Raw genomic sequence first — 13,211 nt, 5'->3', positions numbered from 1 at the left:
ACGCCCTGGTGGTTACGGAGGTCACGGGCCCTCCCCTACAGTCGCCCGCGTGACTGATCTCGCCTACCTCACCGCGGTCCGGGAGTCGTACGACAGGGTCGCCGCCGACTACGCCGAACAGGTCAAGACCCCGGCGCGGCTGGATCCGCTGTCGCGCGCGATGCTCGTCGCGTTCGCCGAGATGGTGCGGACGGCCGACGTCGGCGCCCTCGCGGATCTGGGATGCGGGCCCGGCCTGGTGACGGCCTATCTCGCCGACCTGGGGGTGTCGACCTTCGGCATCGATCTCTCGCCCGCGATGGTCGAGCTGGCTCGTCGGGCCCACCCGGGTCTGCGTTTCACCGTCGGGTCGATGACCGAGCTGCCCCTCGAGGACGACGAGCTCGGCGGCATCCTCGCCTACTACTCCGTCCACCACACGCCACCGGAGTTTCTGCCCGTCGTGTTCGCCGAGTTCCGTCGCACGCTCGCGCCCGGCGGCCGTCTGATGATCGCCGGTTATGTGGGAGCCGGAGAACGTCTGCGTCCGACGCAGGCGTACGGCGGCCATCCGGTGTCCTTCGAGTCCTACCTGTTGCCGCCGGACCGGGTTGCCGAGCTGTTGGAGCAGGCCGGGCTCGTCGTCACCGCGCGGCTGGTGCAGGAGCCCGGCGAGGGAGCCAAGAGGACGGTCGCCACGTTCCTCGCCCGAAAGCCGGAACGGTCATGAGCTCGGATGCCGACAACACCACAGCGCAACACGCCCAGCCAGCCGCTAGCCCTTCAGGCGTTCCCGCAGTTCCTCGACATCGGTGAGGAACCAGGTCTGCCGCCCCCGGTTGCACTCACGGACGAAGTCCCGCAGCGCCGAACTGGCCTCCGTGTGACGGGAGATGTCGCCGAGGACGACGAGTGCCATCCGGTAGTTGGCGAACTTCTGGACGATGCCACCGGCCACGCGGGTACGCAGCTGAAAGAACGCCTCGTCGAACCGCTCGGCGGGAATGACCACCCACTGGGCACCCTGGTAGGAGGCGTTGCCGATGAGATCCAGGACGTCGCCCTCGCCTCCGATGACCTCGCCCTCGGGGGCACACATCATCACGGGCACGTCATGGATCGTCTGCAGGGTGCTCATGAGGATCGAGGCTAGGCGTGAAGGCGCTGTGGGGGCCACGGATTTCTCGGCTACGCGTCCCGGCGTGTGAATATCGCGCCGCCCACCAGCAGCATCCCCAGCGCGTATGCCGCCAGCACCCCCAGCCCCGGCCAAGGGCCTATCGGCAGGCGGGCGAGGTCCTTCGTCGCGCGGATGGCGAGGCCCGCCGGTAGGGGCGCCCAGCGTTCGAGGCGGTCCTTCCAGGTGGGTGAGCCCAGGAGGTCCGATATGAGCGGGACCACGTAGAGGACTCCCAGGCCCGTGGTGATCGCCGCCGCGCTGTCGCGGAGCAGGACCGCCAGCCCCAGGCCCAGGAGGGCTATGAGGATCAGGCAGAGGGTGGAGCCGAGGGCGGCGCGGAGGGTGGGGGTGTCGGTGAGGGAGAGGAGGGGGTAGCCCGCCTCGGGGGTGAAGCCGTTGCCCGGGAGGATCCAGCGGGCCGTGGCGAGGGAGGCGAGGATCGCCGTGCCGGCCGCGATGCCCGTCGCCACGGCCAGCACCGCCGCCTTCGACGCCAGGACCGCCGCCCGGCGCGGGATCGCCGTCAGCGTCGTCCGTACGGTGCCCGTGCCGTACTCCGCCCCCATCGACAGGGCGCCCAGGACAAGGACGGTCGCCTGGCCGAGCCACACACCCGTCAGGGCGAGCTTCACCGTGTCCTCGTGGCAGGCCGCGGCGCTCGCGCACTCCCGGGTGCTGACCGAGGACACCGCGGCCGTGCCCACCGCGAAGGTCAGGGCCACCGTGGCGGCCAGCAGCAGCCAACTGCTGGGCAGCGTGCGGAGTTTGGTCCACTCGGCGTGGAGTGCGCGAAGTGCGGGCCGTGTGCGGAGTGCGGGGTGGGGTGCGGGGTGGGGTGCGGGGTGGGGTGCGCGCCCCGCGGGGTGGGCGCGGAGTGCCGGCCTCGCGCGCCTCATACGTCCCTCCTGCGCAGGCGCCAGGCCGCGAGGGCGAGCGCCACGGCCACGTACGCACACAGCACGGCGAAGCCGTTCCACGGGGCCATGGGGTAACAGCCGCTCTCCGGGAGGCAGTTGTGCTGCACCTGGGGGTAGTACGTCCTGCCCTGCTGGACCGCGAAGGCCGCCGCCGGGGTCGCACTCAGCAGCCAGTGCCCGACCGGGAGCGGGAGGGCGAAGGCGAGGATCTGCGGCAGGATCACGAGGACCACGACGGCCGTGATCGCGCCCGCGCTGTTACGGAGTATCGCTCCCAGGGCGAGGGCGAGGACCGCCACCAGGGACAGCAGTGCCGCGCTGCCCACCACCGCGCGCAGTGCGGGTGAGTCGAGGAGTGACAGGTCGGGGTAGGCGGGTGGCGCGAAGCCGTGGGAACGCATCGTGCTTTGGGCCAGGAGGAAGGTGATCGCCGTGGCCGGAAGGCTGATGGCGAAGGTGACGCCCCCGATCACCAGGGCCTTCGCGGTGAGGACCCGCGCGCGGCGCGGGGTCGCCGTGAACGTCGTACGGATCATGCCGCGCTTGTACTCGGTCGTGATGAACAGGGCCCCCAGGGCGACCATGAAGAGGACGGCCACGAAGACGCCCTGGAAGCTCATCTGGACGATGTCGCTGCCGGTCTCGTCGGGGGCGATGTCGCCCTGGCCGGTGAGGGTGTAGACACCGGTCGCGGAGACGGTGGTGGTGCCCGGCTCGGCGCGGGCGGGGCCGGATTGCGGGGTGTCCGGGTCGTTCGGATCGGGGGCGCCCACGTCCGTGCTCGTCCAGGCCGCCGAGCCGGTCGCGGTGGCGCCGCTCAGGGCCAGGTGGTCGAAGGTCGCCCCGGCGGTCGCGCCGCCGGCCGTCTCCGACGTGCCGCCGAACGAGCGGCGCAGGTTGTTGTGCAGCGGTGAGGCGACGAACAGGCCCGCCTGTGCCGTGTTCGGCAGCTCCGGCAGGGTGACCGAGCCGACCTTCGTCCAGTGGGCGCCGTCGGAGGACTCGTATCCGGTCAGGCGGGTGCCCGAGCGGGTGATGCGCAGCCAGTGCGGGGCCGTGCCGGAGGCGGCACTGCCCGCCTTGTCCTGCGTGAAGTTCCACTGGAGGCGGACGCCGTGGTCGGGGGTGAGCATCAGGGCCGCGTACGGGCTGCCGGCCTTGGTGCTCGCCTTGACCAGCACGCCGGCCTTCGCCCACGGCTCCGGGTCCCGGCCGCCGCCACCCTTCAGGTCGGACACGCGGACCGTCACGGCGCCGTCCGCCGGGAGCGACTGGTGGACGTAGTGGAAGCTGTCGTTGACGCGGCTGCCGTCGGGCCCGACGGTGAGCGGGTGCTCGTTGGAATCGTCGACGGAGCCGCTCGCGGCGAGCTGGGAGATGGCGACCGTGACCGCGGCCGCCACGACGAGCGCCAGCACCCACACGCGTACCGTCCAGAACTTGCTCCATTCCGCGCGCAACAGGCGTCCGAATCCCTCGCGGGCGGGCTTGAGCGGAGAACGGTAGGGAGTGAAGGTCGAGGTCATCGGGTCACCTCGCCGTCCGTCAGGTCCGGAGTCGACGTGAACTCCGCCGCGTCCCTGGTGAGCTCCATGTACGCCTCCTCCAACGAGGCCCGGTGCGCGCCGACCTCGGCGAAGGGGACGCCGGCCGCGGCGAGCAGCGCGACGATCCGCTCCGCGGGCAGACCGGTGACCGTGAGGGTGTCGGCGCTGGTGACCGCGACCGTGCCGCCCTCCCGGGTGAGCAGCTCCATCGCCTCCGTGCGGGCGCCCGTGCGCAGAGCCACGCGGTCGCCGGACGCGGCGGCGAGCAGGGTGGCGACGGACGTGTCCGCGATGAGGCGGCCGCGTCCGACGACCAACAGGTGGTGAGCGGTGTCCTCCAGCTCGCTCATGAGGTGGCTGGAGACCAGGACGGCGCGGCCCTCCCCGGCCAGCCGGCGCAGCAGGCCGCGGATCCACTGGATGCCCTCGGGATCGAGGCCGTTGACCGGTTCGTCGAGCAGGAGCACCGGAGGATCTCCGAGCAACGCGGCCGCTATGCCCAGGCGTTGGCGCATACCGAGTGAGTAGCCGCCCGCGCGGCGGCGGGCGGCCTGATCCATGCCCACCTGTTCGAGTACCTCGTCGACCCGGCGCAGGGGCAGCCCGTGCGAGTGCGCCAGCCAGCGCAGATGGTCGCGTCCGCGCCGACTGGGGTGCAGGGCGGCCGCGTCGAGGAGCGCGCCGACCTCCAACAGCGGTGAGCGCAGGGCGTGGTAGGGACGGCCGCCGATGAGCGCGCGCCCCTCGTCGGGAGTGTCCAGGCCGAGCACGGCCCGCATGGTGGTGGACTTGCCCGCCCCGTTCGGACCCACGAAACCGGTGACCTGTCCCGGCCGGACGGTGAAGCTGAGTCCGTCGACCGCGACGGTCCGCCCGAACCGCTTGCGCAGGTCCTGGACTTCGATCGTTGCATCGCTCATGCCAGCGAGATTAGGGACGGGCGGGCCTCGACGTCGTCCCGCCACGGAGCCGTCTTCGGCGCCCCTGTCACGAGGGACGGATCGTCGGCCGGGTCCCCCGTGCGAGGGAGAAACCCCAGGGTGACGCGCCGCGGCGCGTCCGACGGCACAATGGCGGCATGGGCGAGGACACGGCGCGACGCGGCGAAGGAATCGCGGGGGTGCGGAAGTTGCTGCGGCACTTCCCCGCCTCCGTGACCTACCCGGTTGCCCTCGCGCTCCTCGCCTGCGCCGAGGTCCTGGTCCGACTCGGGGGCCTGCGCGAGAACCTGTCGCTCGCCCTGCTGCTCGGGGTCTGCACCACCCTTCCGCTCACCTTCGTGCTCGGCGCCGACCGGGTCCTGCCGGCACGGGCCGGGGCCGCCGTGGCCGTGACCTCGGCGGGCGTGCTGGCGCTGGCGCCGTTCCGCACCCTCACGCTGGCCGGGGTGGCGGCCCAGCTGGCCTCGGTGTACTGGCTGGGACGGGCGGGGGCGCCCCGGCTCAGCGGAATACTCGTCGTGCCGTATGTCGTGCTGGCTCTCGTCAGTCAGGACGACCTCACCACCCGGGTGATGGCCGTGCTGGTGGCCACGCTCGCCTCGGCGGCGGCCGCGACGGGCATCACGCACCACGTCCGCAGCGCCGCGCTGGCCCACAGCGCGACGGAGCGGGCCTTCGCGGACACGCTCCTCGCCCACGCCGCACGGGGTGAACGGGCGCGCATCGCACGGGAGTTGCACGACGTGGTCGCGCACCACATCTCGATGATCGCCGTGCAGGCCGAGACGGCCCGGCTGACCACGGCAGGGCTCCCGGCCGACGGCGCCACCCGGCTGCTCGCCATCGGGGACACCGCGCGGACCGCGCTGACGGAGATGCGGCGCCTGCTGGGGGTGCTGCGGGAGGACGCCGACACGGGGGTCAACCGGCGTCCGCAGCCGGGGCTGCGCCAGCTCCTGGAGCTCGTCGACGAGTCCCGGGACGCCTCCGGCTCCCGTACGCGGCTGATCGTCAGCGGGCCGGTCGCCCCGCTCGACCCGGGCATCGAGGTCACCGCGTACCGGATCGTGCAGGAAGCCCTCACCAACGCCCGCCGGCATGCTCCGGGTGCCGCCGTCGACGTCGAACTTCGGTACGCGGAGGACGACTTGGCGATCCGTGTGCGCGACAACGGGCCGGGGCCCGCGTCCCCGATCGCCGGGCACGGCCTGCTCGGCATGCGCGAGCGGGCCGCCACGGTCGGAGGCACCCTGCGCACCGGTCCTGCGCGTGGCGGAGGCTTCCTGGTCGAGGCGTGGCTGCCGGTGCGGGCGGAGGCTCTCGTATGACGACCGCCGTAGAGGCCTCGGAAGCCGAAGGACGGGTTCCTGCCGTGCGGATCGTGGTGGCCGACGACCACGAGGTGGTGCGCGCCGGATACGCCGGACTTCTCGCCACCCAGGCGGACTTCACCGTCGTCGGCACGGCGCGCGACGGCGCCGAGGCGGTGCGGGTCTGCCGGGAGCGGCGTCCCGACGTGGTCCTCATGGACGTACGGATGCCGGTCATGGACGGGATCCAGGCCACCGCCGAGCTGATGGGTCCGGAGGCCGGGGACACGCCGCGCGTACTCATCCTCACCACCTTCGATCTGGACGAGCATGTGTATGACGCGCTCGCGGCCGGGGCGAGCGGGTTCCTGCTGAAGGACGTGACGGCGGAGCGGCTGTTCGAGGCGGTACGGGTCGTGGCCGCCGGGGAGGCGCTGCTCGCGCCCGTCATCACCCGGCGGCTGATCGCCGAATTCGCCCGGCTCAAGCCCAGGGCGCCGACGGGGACAACGCTCGGCGTGCTCACCCCGCGCGAGACGGAGGTGTTGCGGCTGCTGGCGGAAGGGCTGTCCAACCCGGAGATCGCCGCGCGGCTTCAGGTGGGCGAGGAGACGGTGAAGACCCATGTCAGCCGGGTGCTGTCCAAGCTGGGGCTGCGCGACCGTACGCAGGCGGTCGTGACGGCGTACGAGACGGGACTGGTCGTGCCGCGTGCGGCGGCTCCGGAGGCGTTCGGGCGGCAGGATCCGCGGGGGGAGGGCGAGCGCGGGATGAGACCGAGCGGGGAGGGACTGCGTGGACAGGGGTCGCGGGGTTAGTCAGGCGGGGCTGGGGGCCGGTGTGCGGCGGCGTGGGATCGGCAGAACGCAGCAGGCCGACGCGATCGCCAGGACCGCGCCGACTGCGATCGCCGCGAGACGGGTGGGCAGCAGGTCCTGCGCGTCCTGGCCGAAGTAGCCGAGGAGGAGGGAGAGGGCGGTGGTCATGCCGGCGGCCCAGTAGGCGTGGTTCAGCGGACGTAGCCACAGGGCGACGGCCAGTACGGCGAAGATCAGGACGACGGAGGTCCGGCCGGTGATGCCGGCGGCGGCCACCGCGGTGGCGAGCAGTGTGCCGGCGCAGGCGCCGACCAGGCGTTCGACTCCCTTGCGTATGACGTCGGCGCGACCGCGGTTGCCACTCGCGACCACGTACACCGTCAGGACCATCCACGGCCAGTGGTGGTCGAAGAGGAGCCGTCCGAGGGTGAAGGCAGCGGCGACGGCGGCGGCCATCTGCCACGCCATACGGGTGCTGGGCACGGGACGCAGTCGGGAGGCTCGTCGGGGGCGGTCCGGTTCCGGGTCGGGCTGCCAGGGGCCGAGGTGGTCGGCGGACATGTGGACCAGCCAGACGCAGCCGCATGCCAGCAGCCCGATCACCGCCGACCAGCCCCAGCTCACCAGCGCGCTCTGGGCCCCGGGCGGCAGCGCGGGGCCGGGGACGACGAGCAGGGCGACCAGCGGCAGCGTCATCAGCGTGCCCGCCTTCGTCGCGGCCGGGCCGAAGCGGCGGATCCAGATCGGCAGGGAGATGGCGAGGGTGAACACCGCGGCGCCGAGTGCGTAGTGGTCGGCGATCAGGTGGCCGAGCAGGGTCGCCGCGCCGGCCAGGGCGGGCAGCAGGACGCAGGCGATGAGGCGACCGCGGGCGTCGGCGGTCCGTTGGGTGCGGGCCAGGGTGAGGGTCAGCGCGACCGCGAGGACGAGGACGTCCGTGTGCAGTGCGGCGGCGTCCTCCAACCACAGGGCGAGGGAGTAGCAGAGCAGCACGGCCGTCATGGTCAGCGTTGCTTCGTAAGCATCGCGTATGCATTTGACGGGCATAGTGCCGATGGTAGGGGAATTTTGGGTGGTGATTAGTAAGTTTTCACTTACGATATGTGGATGGATCATCTCTCCTACGCGGCCCAGGTCCGGCGTGGTGTCGTCAGGCTCAACCGGCGGCTGCGGCAGGAGCGGGGCGAGGGCAGCCTCAGTCCGAATCAGCTGGGGGTGCTGGGGCACTTGCGTCGGCACGGGGCGGCGACGCCCGGCGAGGTCGCGGCGGCCGAGCGGCAGCGGCCGCAGTCGTTGACCCGGGTCTTCGCCGAGCTGGAGTCGGACGGGCTGATCGCGCGGACGGCCGACAGCGCGGACCGGCGCCAGTCCGTGCTGACGCTCACCGCGGAGGGGCTGCGGGCGCTGGAGCGGGACATGGCCGAGCGGGATGCCTGGCTGGCGGCGGCGCTCGGCACGTTGAACGAGACCGAGCGTGAGGTGTTGCGACTGGCGGGCGCGCTGATGGACCGCCTTGCGGATACCGAGCCTCGGGGGACTTCGTCCGGGACGGCTGCGCTGTAGAAGGCTTTGGCCGGGACTGCTGCGCTTCAGATCTGTCGGGGGCTGCTGCGCTTCAGATTTGTCCGGGGCTGCTGCGTTTCAGATTTGTCGACTGCTTCGTTTCAGAAGCCTTCGTTTCAGAAGCCGCTGCCGAAGTCTCCGCCTCCTCCGCCGCCGAAGTCGCCGCCACCGCCGTCCCCGAAACCGCCGCCGAAGTCGCCGGGGTCGAAGTCGGAGCCGGAGACGTCACCGCCGCTGTAACCGCCGAAGTCTCCGTAACCGGAGCCGTAGTCGGACGCGTAGGAGGGGGTGGCCATCACGCTGCCGAGCAGGGTGCCGACGAGGAGGCCGGGGAGCAGGCCGCCGCCGAAGTAGCCGCCCGCCCAGGGGCCGTAGGCCGGGCCGGCGTCCCAGTACGGGCGGCGGCCGTAGTCGGTGTCGACCTCGCGGACCGCCGGGGCGCGGCCGTCCGCCAGACGGGCCTGGTCCGCCGCGCAGACCGGGACCTCGCGGGGAGCGCCGCCTGCCGGGGTCCACGTCGCGTCGGCGACCGACGGGCCGTGTCGCGGGTCGAAGAAGCAGGGGGCGCGGCGTTCGGGCAGGGGCCTGCCCTCGCGACGTGAGGACAGGAGCGCGAGCGAGAAGCGGCCGTCCTCCAGGGACTGGGTGACGGCGCGCACGTCCTCCGGGCGGCGGGCCGCTGCCATGGACGACTTCGCCTGTTCGTAGGCGTCGAGCGCGCGTTCGTAGTCGGCGCGCATCGCGTCGTCGGCGCCGGCCTCGGCGGGGTGGAAGTCGAGCCGGTCGAGTTCCTCGCCGAACGCGGTGATGTCCTCGTCGACGACCACGCGGAGTTTGTCCAGGGCTTCCTGTTGTTCCTGCTCTTTGCGGCGACGGTTGCGGCGTACGAGGGTGTAGGCGCCCGCGCCGCCGGCCACGACTACCGCGGCCACCGCGATGAGGGCGCCGGTGGAGACGCCGTTTCCGTCGGCCGAGCCCCAACTCTTGGGGGCCGAGCCGTTGATGTTGGCCAGGGCGCGGTCCGTGAAGTTGTTCAGCTGGGTCTTCGTGGGTTCGCCCTGGACGCTGGTGACGAGGTTCTGGACGGCGGTGCGGGGCATGACCGCGGTGTCGGCGCGGGCGTCGAAGCGGGTGCCCAGTCTGATGGCGTACAGGCCTGTGATGCCGGCGTCGGTGCGGAGGTTCTGGAAGAGGTTCTGGGTGGGGAAGTCCGCGGGGAGGACGGCCACGAAGACGGGCTTGTTCGCGTTCTTGATCTTCTTGGCCAGGGTGTCGGCGTCCGCCTTGGAGAGTTGTGCGGAGGCTGCTGGGTCCACGTAGACGGGGCTCTTGCGGAGGGCTGCCGCCACTGTTCCCACGTCTGTGGTCGCGTAGGCGGGGGGTGCGGTGAGAGTGAGTGCCGTGAGGGCGGCGAGAGTCAGCGCGATCAGCAGTCCGCGGAGTCCTCGGATCAGTGCGGCCTTCATATCTTCGAAGCTACCTGAACGTGCGTAAAACTGGGCATTGGGGCTGATGGGAGTGGGGTGACCTGAGGGGTTCTCGCCCCCGCCGCCCCTACCCATTCCCATCCCCCAGGGGCTCCGCCCCTTCGACCCCACCAGGGGCTCCGCCCCTGGACCCCCGCTGCCCGAAGGGTTCGTCCTCAAACGCCGGACGGGCTGAAGATGCGCGCAGCGCCCCTTGAGGGGCGCGGGGAACTGCGCGGCCCGCCCCCACCGGCCGGCAGCCGAGCGACCAGGGGTGGGCGGGGAATCGGGGCGAAGCCCCGCCCAGGGGCGCGGGGAACTGTGTGATCAGCCCCCACGCCCCCGCCGCGCATCAGCCTCTGGCCGTCACCTGGCTCGGTAGGCCTCCAGGAGTTTGGTCAGTGCTTGGGTGTAGTGGGCGGTCAGGAGTAGGTGGTCGGCTTCTGCGAAGGGTTTGGCGAGGGCTGGGGTGATGGTTGAGCCTGTGCTCTGCTGGACCAGGAGGCGGGCCTTGGTGACCGCGGCGCGGCCCAGTCGCGTCGAGCCGGTCCGGTCTGCCGCCCGAGCGGCGAGGGTGAGGGCCTTGAGTGTGGCCTCGCCGCCCCCGGGGACCTTCGTGAGTGTGGTCAGGCCCCAGCCGTAGGGGAACTGGGGATCGTAGGACGCGTCGCCGACGTTGATCGGGAGCTGGGTCTCCGACTTGGGCCAGGTGACGGGGAGCTGGCCGGTGAAGGCGCGCTTGCCGTACAGGACGTCCGCCACGCCGTCGCCCTCCGTGCCGGGCAGCCACGAGGCCACCAGGGCGTCGATCTCACCCAGGCGGTCGCCGATGAGCTGCGGGCGGCCCGAGACGATCAGGACCGCGCACTTCATGGCGGCGCACACCTTGTCCACAGCGGCCTGGTCGGCGGGGGTCAGAGCGAGGTCGTTGCCGTTGCCCACATCGCCGACGCCCTCCGCGTAGGGGGTCTCGCCCACGACGACCACACCCACGTCGTAGCCGGACGTCGGTGCCGAGGCGTCCTTCGAGTAGGTGACGTCACCGCCGGCGTTCCGCATGCCCTGCAGGATCGTCGTACCGTCCGTGTGCTTCCCGGACGCGCCCTGCCAGGTGATCGTCCAGCCGCCGGTCTGGTTGCCGAGGTCGTCGGCGTTCGAACCGGCCACGTACACCTTCTGGGACTTCTTCAGGGGCAGTACGCCGGTCGCGTTCTTCAGGAGGACCTGGGACTTGGCCGCCGCCTCGCGGGCGACCGCCCGATGGCCGGTGGAGCCGATCTGGGCCGCGCCGCTCGTGTCCGCGTACGGCTTCTCGAAGAGGCCGAGTTTGAACTTCTGGGTGAGGATGCGGGACACGGCGTCGTTCACCCGCGCCTCGCTGACGCGGCCCGCCCGTACCTCGTCGACCAGCGTCGTACGGAAGTCCTTGTAGGCGTACGGGACCATGATCATGTCCAGGCCCGCGTTGATCGACGTACGGACGTCGGACGCGTAGTCGCCGGGAATCTGGTCGATGGCGGCCCAGTCGCTGATGACGAATCCGTCGAAGCCCATGCGGTCCTTGAGCACGCCGTTGATCATGTCCGCGCGGGCGTGCATCTTCACCGGGCCCTGGCCGTCGCCGAGGATGTCGAGGGAGGAGTAGGACGGCATGACCGAGCCGATGCCACGGTCGACCGCCGTCTGGTACGGCGCCAGGTGGACGGCCTCCAACTGCTGCCGAGTGACCTTCGTGACGCCCTGGTCGATGGTGTACGAGCCCGTCGTGGACGAGCCGTACTCCGTGCCGCCGTCGCCGACGAAGTGCTTGGCCGTGGCCAGTACCTTGTCGTTGTCCTTCAGGTCCTTGCCGTTCGCGGCGCCCTGGAGGCCCTGGATCATCGTCTCCATGGACTCGACGAGCGCGGGGTCCTCGCCGAAGGACTCGTAGGAGCGGCCCCAGCGTTCGTCGCGGGTGACGCAGAGGCAGGGGGCGAAGTCCCAGGGGATGCCGGTGGCGCGCACCTCGGCCGCCGTCACGGAGCCTGTCCGCTCGGCCAGCAGGGGATCACGGGTCGCGCCGATGCCGATGTTGTGCGGCATGATCGTCGCGCCGGTGAGGTTGTTGTGGCCGTGCACCGCGTCCACGCCGTAGATCAGCGGGATCTGGAACCGTGTCGCCTGCGCCCGGAGCTGGAAGGCGTCGATCATCTTCGCCCAGGCCTCGGGGGTGTTGGGCGTCGGGGTCGAGCCGCCGCCGGACAGGAGCGAGCCGAGGTCGTAGGTCGCGATGTCGCCCTGCGCGGTGAGCGCGCCGCGTTCGGCCTGGGTCATCTGCCCGGCCTTCTCCTCCAGGGACATGCGGGACACGAGGTCGGCGACCCGTTTCTTCACGGGCAGTTTCGGGTCCTGGTACGGCAGGCCGTGGGCGTCGATGACGATCTGCGGGGTCTCGGCGGGGGCCTTCGCGCCGGTGACCGTGAGCTTCAGTGGGATCGTCTCGGCGGGTTCGGCGGACTTGTCGCGCAGCGTCGGGACCTGGATCGTGCGGGTGGTGCCGGAGGTGGTGCCCGCCGGGAAGGTGATCTCGCCCTTGACCGGTGTGTAGTCCTTGCCGGGCTCGGCGGTGCCGCCCGCGCTCTCGTAGGCGACTGTCACGGGTTCGTCGATCGGGGCGGCTCCGGTGGTGGCGACGGAGAGCTTCACCGTCGCCGTCGCTCCCTCCTTCACCGGGTGGACGGCGGAGTCGGTGGTGACGGAGGCCCGCAGGGACTGGTCGGCCTTGCCGTACAACTCGACGTCGTCCATGGCGAACCGGCCCTTGACGCCGACCGGGAGCGTGAGGGCGTACCCCCACATCTGGGTGAGGCCGAGGACCTGGTCGATGCCGCCGACGGGCTGGTAGTCCGTGCGGTAGGTGAAGTCGGTGAAGGGGATCTCGATCTGCTTCCAGCCGCTGAAGTCGTCGGTGAAGGACGTCGTCCACAGCTCGGAGGCCTCGCCGTTGGCACCGCCGTCCTTGATCTCGAAGGCGACCTTCTTGGCGTTGTTCTGGCCGTCCCACCAGAAGCGGATGCCCTTGTGCGCCGACCAGTCGTGGGCCGGCTGGTCGAAGGCGAAGTCGTGGGTGAAGCCGCCGTAGCCGCTGATGTCGTAGGTGCCGGTGAGGACCTGAGTGCCCTCGGGGGCGTCGGTACGGGTGGTCAGGGCGAGCGCGGGCGGGTCGTCCGCGTCACCGCCCCAGGTGAACAGGCCCCCGGCGGGGGGATTGGCGAAGGGGACCTCGCCCTCGAAGCGGTCGACGGGGACGGGGGCCGGTTCGTCGGCCGTGGCCGCTCCGGCCGAAAGGAGCGGCAGCAGCCCCGTGAGCAAAGCGGCGGAGGCGAGCAGGGCGGTTCTTCGCATGGACCTTCCCTCGACTCTACGTAGTCCCTGTAATACCTGGTGATCCCTGGTGATCCCTGACTGAATGCCTGACTGAATGCGTGGCTGAATGCCTGACGGCGTCTCT

The 13,211-nt window shown here is 71.4% G+C and carries 11 protein-coding genes; 4 read left to right on the top strand and 7 right to left on the bottom strand.

The window, feature by feature from the left end; genetic code table 11:
• Positions 1-49: 49 nt before the first annotated feature.
• A complete protein-coding gene (locus KVT44_RS23675; RefSeq protein ID WP_217568410.1) occupies positions 50-709 on the top strand; it encodes a class I SAM-dependent methyltransferase in 660 nt (219 codons plus the stop codon).
• A 45-nt stretch (positions 710-754) separates the two neighbouring features.
• Here the strand turns inward: KVT44_RS23675 and KVT44_RS23670 are convergent, their stop codons facing one another.
• Genes KVT44_RS23670 through KVT44_RS23655 form a run of 4 tightly spaced genes read right to left on the bottom strand, consistent with a single transcriptional unit; the run spans position 755 to position 4,543 of the window.
• On the bottom strand, positions 755-1,117 hold the full coding sequence (locus KVT44_RS23670; RefSeq protein WP_217568409.1) for a DUF4180 domain-containing protein: 363 nt from the start codon (positions 1,115-1,117) through the stop codon (positions 755-757).
• Between the two features lie 50 nt (positions 1,118-1,167).
• The gene (locus tag KVT44_RS23665) at positions 1,168-2,055 is read right to left on the bottom strand and encodes an ABC transporter permease (RefSeq protein ID WP_254649766.1); all 888 of its coding nucleotides are present in this window, start codon (positions 2,053-2,055) and stop codon (positions 1,168-1,170) included.
• Positions 2,052-3,602 (bottom strand): ABC transporter permease subunit, encoded by a 1,551-nt coding sequence (locus tag KVT44_RS60085; RefSeq protein ID WP_217568408.1) that lies wholly within the window; start codon positions 3,600-3,602, stop codon positions 2,052-2,054. Before KVT44_RS60085 ends, KVT44_RS23665 begins: the two co-directional genes overlap by 4 nt.
• Positions 3,599-4,543, bottom strand: coding sequence for an ABC transporter ATP-binding protein (locus KVT44_RS23655; RefSeq protein ID WP_217568407.1), 945 nt, complete (start codon positions 4,541-4,543; stop codon positions 3,599-3,601). The genes KVT44_RS60085 and KVT44_RS23655 overlap by 4 nt, the downstream gene beginning before the upstream one ends.
• A 158-nt stretch (positions 4,544-4,701) precedes the next feature.
• Here KVT44_RS23655 and KVT44_RS23650 point away from each other — a divergent pair, with 158 nt between their 5' ends.
• Positions 4,702-5,892 carry a sensor histidine kinase gene (locus KVT44_RS23650; protein WP_217568406.1) on the top strand — a complete coding sequence of 397 codons (1,191 nt, stop codon included), beginning with the start codon at positions 4,702-4,704 and terminating at the stop codon, positions 5,890-5,892.
• Complete coding sequence (locus KVT44_RS23645; RefSeq protein ID WP_217568405.1) at positions 5,889-6,692, top strand: response regulator transcription factor; 804 nt, start codon at positions 5,889-5,891, stop codon at positions 6,690-6,692. The genes KVT44_RS23650 and KVT44_RS23645 overlap by 4 nt, the downstream gene beginning before the upstream one ends.
• On the opposite strand, the gene KVT44_RS23640 is transcribed toward KVT44_RS23645, so the two are convergent.
• Entirely contained in the window at positions 6,693-7,739 is a 1,047-nt protein-coding gene (locus tag KVT44_RS23640; protein ID WP_217568404.1) for an FUSC family protein, read from the bottom strand.
• A 60-nt stretch (positions 7,740-7,799) separates the two neighbouring features.
• On the opposite strand from KVT44_RS23640, the gene KVT44_RS23635 reads away from it, so the two are divergent.
• A complete protein-coding gene (locus KVT44_RS23635) occupies positions 7,800-8,255 on the top strand; it encodes a MarR family winged helix-turn-helix transcriptional regulator (RefSeq protein WP_217568403.1) in 456 nt (151 codons plus the stop codon).
• Positions 8,256-8,371: 116 nt separating this feature from the next.
• On the opposite strand, the gene KVT44_RS23630 is transcribed toward KVT44_RS23635, so the two are convergent.
• The gene (locus tag KVT44_RS23630) at positions 8,372-9,721 is read right to left on the bottom strand and encodes a hypothetical protein (protein ID WP_217568402.1); all 1,350 of its coding nucleotides are present in this window, start codon (positions 9,719-9,721) and stop codon (positions 8,372-8,374) included.
• A gap of 366 nt (positions 9,722-10,087) precedes the next feature.
• On the bottom strand, positions 10,088-13,105 hold the full coding sequence (locus KVT44_RS23625) for a glycoside hydrolase family 3 N-terminal domain-containing protein (RefSeq protein WP_217568401.1): 3,018 nt from the start codon (positions 13,103-13,105) through the stop codon (positions 10,088-10,090).
• Positions 13,106-13,211 lie beyond the last annotated feature (106 nt).

Source organism: Streptomyces sp. GbtcB7 (genome assembly GCF_019091445.1).
GTDB lineage: Bacteria > Actinomycetota > Actinomycetes > Streptomycetales > Streptomycetaceae > Streptomyces > Streptomyces mirabilis.
The sequence above is the reverse complement of the archived record's forward strand: the minus strand, read 5'-3'. Positions and strand labels throughout refer to the sequence as shown.

Bases quoted from the DNA above. Each gene is read 5' to 3' on its own strand.
- KVT44_RS23655 (WP_217568407.1), bottom strand. From the start codon at position 4,543: ATGAGCGATGCAACGATCGAAGTCCAGGACCTGCGCAAGCGGTTCGGG.
- KVT44_RS23645 (WP_217568405.1), top strand. From the start codon at position 5,889: ATGACGACCGCCGTAGAGGCCTCGGAAGCCGAAGGACGGGTTCCTGCC.
- KVT44_RS23670 (WP_217568409.1), bottom strand. From the start codon at position 1,117: ATGAGCACCCTGCAGACGATCCATGACGTGCCCGTGATGATGTGTGCC.
- KVT44_RS23630 (WP_217568402.1), bottom strand. From the start codon at position 9,721: ATGAAGGCCGCACTGATCCGAGGACTCCGCGGACTGCTGATCGCGCTG.
- KVT44_RS23640 (WP_217568404.1), bottom strand. From the start codon at position 7,739: ATGCCCGTCAAATGCATACGCGATGCTTACGAAGCAACGCTGACCATG.
- KVT44_RS23650 (WP_217568406.1), top strand. From the start codon at position 4,702: ATGGGCGAGGACACGGCGCGACGCGGCGAAGGAATCGCGGGGGTGCGG.
- KVT44_RS23665 (WP_254649766.1), bottom strand. From the start codon at position 2,055: ATGAGGCGCGCGAGGCCGGCACTCCGCGCCCACCCCGCGGGGCGCGCA.
- KVT44_RS23635 (WP_217568403.1), top strand. From the start codon at position 7,800: ATGGATCATCTCTCCTACGCGGCCCAGGTCCGGCGTGGTGTCGTCAGG.
- KVT44_RS23625 (WP_217568401.1), bottom strand. From the start codon at position 13,105: ATGCGAAGAACCGCCCTGCTCGCCTCCGCCGCTTTGCTCACGGGGCTG.
- KVT44_RS60085 (WP_217568408.1), bottom strand. From the start codon at position 3,602: ATGACCTCGACCTTCACTCCCTACCGTTCTCCGCTCAAGCCCGCCCGC.